The 7932-nt window shown below is 62.4% G+C and carries 9 protein-coding genes; 5 read left to right on the top strand and 4 right to left on the bottom strand.

The window, feature by feature from the left end:
• Positions 1–265: HU family DNA-binding protein (locus tag EOA29_RS18140; RefSeq protein WP_145969696.1), on the top strand; the 265-nt coding region annotated here is incomplete at its 5' end.
• A 71-nt stretch (positions 266–336) separates the two neighbouring features.
• On the opposite strand, the gene EOA29_RS18135 is transcribed toward EOA29_RS18140, so the two are convergent.
• Positions 337–1359, bottom strand: coding sequence for an aldo/keto reductase (locus tag EOA29_RS18135; protein WP_126093550.1), 1023 nt, complete (start codon positions 1357–1359; stop codon positions 337–339).
• Positions 1360–1543: 184 nt separating this feature from the next.
• Between EOA29_RS18135 and hxlB the strand changes: the two genes are divergently transcribed.
• From hxlB to EOA29_RS18120, 3 genes are all read left to right on the top strand, one after another.
• Positions 1544–2110 carry a 6-phospho-3-hexuloisomerase gene (gene hxlB, locus EOA29_RS18130; protein WP_126093551.1) on the top strand — a complete coding sequence of 189 codons (567 nt, stop codon included), beginning with the start codon at positions 1544–1546 and terminating at the stop codon, positions 2108–2110.
• A 4-nt stretch (positions 2111–2114) separates the two neighbouring features.
• On the top strand, positions 2115–2858 hold the full coding sequence (locus EOA29_RS18125; protein ID WP_126093552.1) for a creatininase family protein: 744 nt from the start codon (positions 2115–2117) through the stop codon (positions 2856–2858).
• Positions 2859–2945: 87 nt separating this feature from the next.
• Positions 2946–3317 (top strand): hypothetical protein, encoded by a 372-nt coding sequence (locus EOA29_RS18120; RefSeq protein WP_245464659.1) that lies wholly within the window; start codon positions 2946–2948, stop codon positions 3315–3317.
• Between the two features lie 50 nt (positions 3318–3367).
• On the opposite strand, the gene EOA29_RS18115 is transcribed toward EOA29_RS18120, so the two are convergent.
• From EOA29_RS18115 to EOA29_RS18105, 3 genes are all read right to left on the bottom strand, one after another.
• Positions 3368–4285, bottom strand: a complete 918-nt coding sequence (locus EOA29_RS18115; RefSeq protein ID WP_126093553.1) for a carbohydrate ABC transporter permease — start codon at positions 4283–4285, stop codon at positions 3368–3370.
• An 8-nt stretch (positions 4286–4293) separates the two neighbouring features.
• Positions 4294–5415, bottom strand: coding sequence for a sugar ABC transporter permease (locus EOA29_RS18110; protein ID WP_127221234.1), 1122 nt, complete (start codon positions 5413–5415; stop codon positions 4294–4296).
• A gap of 94 nt (positions 5416–5509) precedes the next feature.
• The gene (locus tag EOA29_RS18105; protein WP_126093555.1) at positions 5510–7186 is read right to left on the bottom strand and encodes a sugar ABC transporter substrate-binding protein; all 1677 of its coding nucleotides are present in this window, start codon (positions 7184–7186) and stop codon (positions 5510–5512) included.
• A 278-nt stretch (positions 7187–7464) separates the two neighbouring features.
• On the opposite strand from EOA29_RS18105, the gene EOA29_RS18100 reads away from it, so the two are divergent.
• Positions 7465–7932 (top strand): ATP-binding cassette domain-containing protein (locus EOA29_RS18100; RefSeq protein ID WP_127221233.1); only part of this gene is annotated, 468 nt, incomplete at its 3' end.

Genomic DNA, 7932 nt, shown 5'->3' with positions numbered 1-7932 from the left:
GAACGAACTGGTGTCCGCCGTCGCCGACTCCGCAAGCATTTCGAAGGCTGATGCGCAGTCGGCCGTCGATGCGGTGTTCTCCGTGATCACTGGCGAACTGAAGAAGGGCGGCGATGTCCGGCTTGTCGGCTTCGGAAATTTCACCGTGTCAAAACGCGCTGCTTCGACCGGCCGTAACCCGCAGACCGGCGCGGAAGTGAAGATTCCGGCGCGCACCGTGCCGAAGTTTTCGGCTGGCAAGGGCCTCAAGGACGCGGTCAACTAAGACCTTTCTCTTTAAGCTCATAAGAGCCGGGCTTGCCCGGCTCTTCTTTTTTGACCCGCCTGATTGCGGGTTCAGCCGGTCGGCGCGTCGGCGCGCATCAGCCCTTCCCGCTTTAGATCCGCCCAAAGGGCCGCCGGAATCCTGACGTCAAGCAGCGCGCGGTTGCTTTCGACCTCGGCGGGCCGCTGGCCGCCGGGGATCACCGACATCACGGAAGGATGCCGCAGCGGGAACTGGAGTGCGGCCTCGATCAGGCGCACGCCATGGCGCTGGCAGACAGCCTCGATGCGCGCCACGCGCTCGAGCACGTCCTTTGGCGCTTCGGTGTAGTTGTAGAAGGCGCCGGGCTTCGGCCCCGTCGCCAGGATGCCGGAATTGTAGGGGCCGCCAAGAATGATGCCGATGCCGCGCTCCTCGCAGAGCGGCAGGAAGGTAGCCAGCGCTTCCTGCTCGAGCAGCGTATAGCGGCCGGCGAGTAGGAACAGGTCAAAATCGCCGCGTTCGGCGAGTGTCTGGCAGACCTGCCATTCGTTGATGCCGCCGCCGAAGGCCTTGATCACGCCTTGGTCGCGCAGCGAAAGCAGCCCGTAGTAGCCGGACGACATGAATTCCGCGATGCGCACGTCCGACGCCTCCTTGCTGCCATGGGTGAAGATGTCGACGTCGTGCACATAGAGGATGTCGATGCGGTCGACGCCGAGACGCCCCAGCGAGGCCTCGAAGGAGCGCATCACGCCGTCATAGCTGTAGTCGTAGACTTCCTTGCGCGAGGGCGTGTCGAAGAACTTGCCGATGCCCGTGCGCTGGTCGGGCGGGCAGACGCGCATGAGGCGGCCGACCTTGCTCGACAACACATAGTCGTCCCGCTTCTTGCCGCGCAGGAACGGGTTGAGCCGGGTTTCCGACAGGCCGAGGCCGTAGAGGGGAGCGGTATCGAAGTAGCGGCAGCCGGCCGCCCACGCCGCCTCCAGCGTGGCATTGGCATCCTCATCGGAGACGGCGCGGTATAGATTGCCGAGCGGCGCGGTGCCGAAGCCAAGCTCAGTGAAGGTGAGGCCGCCATTGCCGATGCGGTCGAAGTGCCGTGTCTTCATATCCTCAAATGTCCCGGATCGATTTGTCTGACATGACACTATCACGCCGGTGGCACAGCAAAAGCGCCGTGGCTCGTTGGACACGAATTTTCGCGGTGTTAGCATGAACAAAAACAAGTGTTTCGCGGCAAACGAACCGCAACACCACATATCTATTCAGCTTCGGCGGACAGGACGAATTGCCATGACGCAAGCCGGATCCGAGATGTTCGCGACAGCGCTCGACGAGCTTGGCGCCGTGGTGAGGCGCATCGACGACGGCCGGGTTGACAGCGCCTGCGAGATGCTTGCCGGCGCCGGCAAGATCGTCGTCTATGGATGCGGCCGCGAAGCGCTGCAGGTCAAAGGCTTCGCCATGCGGCTCTTCCATCTCGGCCTGCCTGTCGCGGTGGTCGGCGACATGACCACGCCGCCGCTGGGCAAGGGCGATGTCTTCCTCGCAAGCTCAGGACCGGGCGAGACCAGCACGGTGCTGACCCTGATGCGTGTCGCGCGCGACGCCGGCGCCAATGTGCTGCTGCTTACGGCCGAACCGGCGGGCAGCGCGGCCAAGCTTGCCGACTTCACGCTGCTTGTTCCGGCCCAGACCATGGCCAGCGACCAGGGCGCCGCCAGAACGTCCGTGCTGCCGATGGGCTCGCTGTTCGAGGGCGCGCTTTTCCTGCTGTTCGAAGTGATGGTGCTGAAGCTCAAGGCGCTTACCGGCGCGACGCCGGAGGCGATGCGCGCCCGGCACACCAATATGGAGTAGGGAGATGCGCTACGAATTGATGCTGCCGCACCAGATCCGCAAGGCGATCGAGGAGAACTGGCCGGTCGTGCTGCCGCTCGGCGTGCTCGAATACCATGGCGAGCACATGGCGGTCGGCATGGACACGCTCGCCGTCATCAAGACGCTGGAACTCTTCGAGAAGGAAAGGAACATCGTCATCCTGCCGCCCTTCTACTATGGCGCGGCAAGCTATGCGGTGGCGCCGCCGGGCGGCAGCGGCTCGGTGCAGGTCGGCGGTCCGGTGCTGGCGCCTTTTGCCGAGGAGCTGTTCTACGGCCTGCTGCGCATCGGCTTCCGCAACATCCACGCCATCATCCATCACCAGACCGAGAATTTCGTCGCCGGCATGCCGACCGATCTCGCCTTCAAGGCCGCCGGCCGGCAGGCGATCTTCCGCTTCCTGGAAAAGGAGCGCGGCGAGGGCTGGTGGGGCTCCGACAAGATGGCCGACTATTATGCCGGCCATGCCCAGGGCGAAAACGTCTTCAACTGGGTGCAGGTGCATCCGCTGATGCCGGCCACGATGAACGGCAGGTACCCGTTCGACCATGCAGGTGTCGGGGAGACATCGCTGATGCTGGCGCTGTGCCCCGAGGCGGTGGACGCAGCCCATTTCGCGGACAATACCGGCTGGTACACGAAGAGCGCGCCGGAGGCCTCGGCCGATCTCGGGCAAAAGGGCGTCGCGATGATCCTGGAGCATTTGCGAGCGATATTGGTGTGCTGATCTCCAAGTCCCGGAAGTTGCTCCTATATTAGATATTCATAATATGCTACTGTGCACGGAAATGCCGAGGGCGTTTGGAGCCGGCCGATGCACACGGTCGCAAAGCGACGCATGGCGAGCGTTGCAGGCATGATCGTCATGGCTGCGATGCTCGAGCATTTGTCCGTGTCGGCCTCTGCGCACAAAGCTGACAGCGGCTGGACTTATCCGCCGGCCTGCTGTCACGGTGATCCAATGACAGGCGAATGCAGTAGCATCCCGGGCACAACTGTTACGCCGACGCCGGATGGCTACGTGATCATCTTGCGGCCGGGAGATCATCGGAGGGTCACTCACCAAGACCGCTATTTTGTCCCCTACGACAGTGTCATTCCGTCCGGCGACGATGATTTTCACATTTGCCTGCATCCGACCGAGGAGCACGAAAACTGCTTCTTTGCGCCAGCGGAGACGATGTAGTGACAGCCTAGGGCAAGCGATCCAGACGTTGCGTGCGGTATTGACCGCAGTTACTTCACCGAACCCGCCGTCATGCCCATGATCAGGTAGCGTTCGAGCGCGATGCCGATGATCGCCAGCGGTGCGATCGCCGCCGTGGCAAGGGCTGCCATCGACCACCAGTTGATGCCCTGCGAGCCGGTCTGGCTCGCGACCATGACGGGGATCGTCTTGGCGTCCGTCGATGTCAGGAGGGCCGCGAAGAAATACTCGTTCCAGCAGAGCACCATCGCCAGGATGAAGGCGGCGACCATGCCGGGGAGCGCGATCGGCATGACGATGCGGAAGAAGGCGCCCCAGATCGTCAGGCCGTCGACCAGTGCTGCCTCCTCCAACTCGACGGGAATGGAGTTGAACTGGTCGCGCATGATCCAGATGACGATCGGCAGCACCATCAGCGTGTAGAGCAGGACGAGGCCGATGCGTGTGTCGAGCAGCGCCACTTCGCGGTAGAGCACCAGGAAGGGCAGCGCCAGCACGACCGGCGGCAGGATGAGCTGCGACAGGAAGAAGAAGGAAATGTCCTCGTTCTTGAACCAGGCGAAGTGATAGCGATAGCGGGTCAGGCCGTAAGCGGCGAGGCTGCCGATGACGATGGCAAGGCTCGATGCGCCGACGGAGGTGATGACCGAGTTCATGAAGCGCTTGAGGAACTCGTCGCGCACGGTCGAGGTCTGGAAGATCGAATCCGGCGACAGGCCGAGCGAGCGCCAGCCCTTCCAGTCGGGCTGGAAGTCGACGAAGGGGATGAGGTGGCCTTGCGTGACGTCGACCGCCGATTTGAAGGAGGTGGTAATCGTCCAGTAGATCGGGAACAGGCAGACGAAGGACCAGAACACCAGCGCGCCATAGATGAAGGCGCGGCTGGCGATGAAGGCCGCCGGCGAGCGGATCTCGGAAACGGTGTAGTCGGTGGTCTGGACGCTCATGATGCCGCTCAGTTGACGTTGCGCACGAAACGGCTGGCGAATTTCAGCAGCCAGGTGACGAACACGACGATGATGATCAGGTAGACCATGGCGAGCATGGTGCCGTAGCCGACATTCGAGCGGTCGCGATATTCGCGGTAGATGAAGCTCGAAACCGAATCCGTGGCGCCGCCGGGACCTCCGGACGTCACCGTGATGATGATGTCGGCAAGCTTGAGCTTGAAGATGATGCGCAGGATCACCGCCGTCACCGACACCGGCAGCATCAGCGGGAAGGCGACCTGCCAGAAGGTCTGCCAAGCGTTCGCGCCGTCGACGCGAGCCGCCTCGATCACCTCGCGCGACATGGCCTGCAGGCCGGCGAGCAGCATGATCATCATGAACGGGATGAAGGTCCAGGCGTCGAGCACCATGATCGAGATGCGCGCGATGACCGGGTCGGAGAAGAAAGCGGGATTGTCCCAGCCGAGATGCCGCGCCAGCGTCGCCGCCGGTCCGAACCGGTATTCCATCAGCGACTTGCCGATCATCCAGGAAACCGCGACCGGCGACAGCATCAGCGGCAGCAGGAAGACCACGCGGAAGAGTTTTCTGGCGCGGATCTGCGCGTTGAGCAGCAGCGCCAGTCCGAATGCGATGACATATTCGACCAGAACCGCCAGCACATAGAGCACCATGTTGAACAGCGCATTGCGGTAGTAGGGGTCGCCCAGCATCTGCCAGAAATTGTCGAGCCCGTTGAACCTGCGGCCGGAAAAGGAGCTGAGATTCCAGTCGGTCAGCGCGATATAGAAGCCGAACAGCGTCGGGAAGATCACCATGGCAATCGTGAAGAGCAGCGCCGGCAGCAGGAACAGCGCGCGCTGGCCGTCCTCGCCGCGTGTCAGCACCTGCCAGGCGCCAAGTGCTGCGCCCCACAGCACATAGGCGTAGATCACGGGGCGCCAAGTATAGAAGCCGACCGTGTCGACTTCGGTCTTGTAGAGGATCTGCATCACAATCGCCGCCAGCAGCACGAGCGTCGCGGCAATCAGCAGGGCCCAGCCGAGGCGCTTGCGGCCGGGCGGGATCAGATCGGCCGCTGTGGAATTTGCCGGCCACGCATTGGCGGTCGAAGTCTGGTCAGCCACGCCTGTCGCCTCTTGCTCAAGCCACCGGCCAGAGCCGGTCAACATACGGCCCGGCGACGAGGTGTCGCCGGGCCGCGACTTCTCCTGAGACAGCCTACATGCCGAGGGAGGCTTTGTAGAGCTTGATCTGGTTCTCGCGGCCGATCTGGTCGGTCAGTTTCTCCCAGGCGGCGGCGATGGCATCCGCACCTTCTTGCGCCTTCATCTTGCCGGCGAAGGTGTTGGCCAGGATGTCCTCGGCGGCGCTGTAGTATTGGAAGATGCCGGGGATGCGCGGCTCGATCGCCGCGTTCGGATGATTGTAGGAGTCGCCCTCCGACTTCAGATACGAGCTGATGAAGGCCTCGTCGTAGCCTGCCGTCACCCATTCCGGAATGTTGAAATGGGAGTTGCGGTAGGGCTGGAAGCCCGATGGATAGGCCGCGCACCACAGCGACAAATCCTTGCCGCCGAGATGGGCTGCCGCCGACCAGGCTGCCTTCTTCTTCTTCTCGTCGCTGTCGACCCGGGCCATGACATAGACGCCCCACCCGAGATAGGCGCAGTTCGGCGCATAGTTCGGTCCGCTGGCGAGCTTGTCCCACTTGCCAGTCTTCGAATTGTAGACGTCGTCCGATCCCGGCAGGATCGAGAAACCGGTGACGTCGCCAACGACAGAGGAGTCGTTGGTCTTGACATTGGAACCGACGTCGCCCCACCAGGCCACCATCGAACCAGTGCCGCCGAGAAACTGGCTGAACGCGGTTTGGTTCGGGTCGGCGTTGATCTGATCTTGCGGCTCGGAAGGCAGGGCATCAATCACATCCTGGATCGCTCGCACCCAGGCCGGATTGTTGATGCGCGGTTTCATCGTATCCGGATCGAACAGCCAAGCCTTGTCGTCGGGATGCTTGGCGTAGGCGCTGGCGCGGCTGCCGAGGAAGTAGAAGCCGAAGCCGCCCCAGGGCTTGGGCGCGTCGAGGTAGCCATAGACGTCCTGGCCTTTCACCTGCTTGCCCTTGAGGAACTTGGTCACGGCCTGGACCTGCTGCCAGGTCTTCGGCACGCCCCATTCCGCCAGGCCTGCCTTGTCGCCGGTGTCGGCTTTCCAGGCTGCCGCCAGATCGGCGTCAGAGAACACGTCGGTGCGGTAGTTGAAATTATGAGTATCGCCGTCGACGGTCACGCGATACTGCTTGCCGTTCCAGGTGCCGACCGGCGGCTTGAGATACGCCACCAGGTCATCCATATCGATCTGCTTCTTGACCCAGTCCGGCATTTCGGAAGTGAGACCCTTGCCGCAGACATCGCCTTCGAAGGGCGCACCCATCTCAACGATGTCAAAATCGATTGTATTCGTGGCAATCGCCTGCTGCAGGCGCGGATTGTAATCGGCCTGTGCCAGATCGATCCAGTTGATCTTGGCGCCGGTATAAGCTTCCCACGGCTTCAGGAAACCGCGGAACAGCACGTTATGCAGGTTCTGGTTGTTGAGGCCCATGAAGGTGAGCTCGACACCGGCGAATTCACCTTCCTTGACGTTGGCCTTGGTCGCTTCCAGGCAAAGCTCGCCGACTTTCTGGAAGTCGGCATCCGTCGGCTGGCCCTTGCCGACGCCCGGTATCTGCAGAAGTTTCGCGCGCAGATCATCCGCGGCCGCCGCGGGCCTCGTCAGCGCACCGAGACCGGCGCCGGACGCCGCCGCAAGTGCGGCCATGCTGGCCGCGCCTTTCAGCAAATCGCGGCGGGTCGCCCCGGCGCGCACCAGTTTTTCGTAAAGATCGACTCTCATCTCAAGGTTCCTCCCAGAACTTCCAGTCGTGAATTGAATTGCCAATCTCGGACGCCGAAACGTCTGTGGTTCTCCTATACCATAGGGGGACGTGGGACCCCACCCTGCGTCGCCTGGAACTCCGATTTTCCGGGACAAGGACCGGCTGTCGGATTGGCACTCGCAACTATTCGCGTAATCGATTACCTTGTCAACAAGAATGGCTTTTTATCTATAAGATACCGACTTGCCCTTGCCGTTGGCAATGGCTAGCTTCACCGAAAAAGATAGGGGAGAGGATGGCTCAAGTCGCAATCGCCAATGTGGCCAAGGCGTTCGGAACCGTCAAGGTTCTGCACGAGGTCAGCGTCGATATCGCCGACGGCCAGTTCGTCGTGCTGGTCGGTCCTTCGGGGTGCGGCAAGTCTACGCTGCTGAGGATGGTGGCGGGGCTGGAAACGGTCTCCGGCGGAACGATCTCGATCGGCGACCGTATCGTCAACAACCTGCCGCCCGCCAAGCGCGACATCGCCATGGTGTTCCAGAACTACGCGCTCTATCCGCATAAGACGGTGGAGCAGAACATGGCTTTCGCGCTGAAGCTGCGCGGCACCGACCCGGCGGTGGTTGCCGATCGGGTCAAGCGGGCTGCCGACATTCTCGATCTCGCGCCCTATCTCAAGCGCTATCCGCGCCAGCTTTCCGGCGGCCAGCGCCAGCGCGTCGCCATGGGTCGCGCCATCGTGCGCGATCCGCAGGTGTTCCTG

Source organism: Mesorhizobium sp. M1E.F.Ca.ET.063.01.1.1, assembly GCF_003998155.1.
Classification (GTDB): domain Bacteria; phylum Pseudomonadota; class Alphaproteobacteria; order Rhizobiales; family Rhizobiaceae; genus Mesorhizobium.
This window is presented reverse-complemented; position numbering and strand designations above follow the sequence as displayed.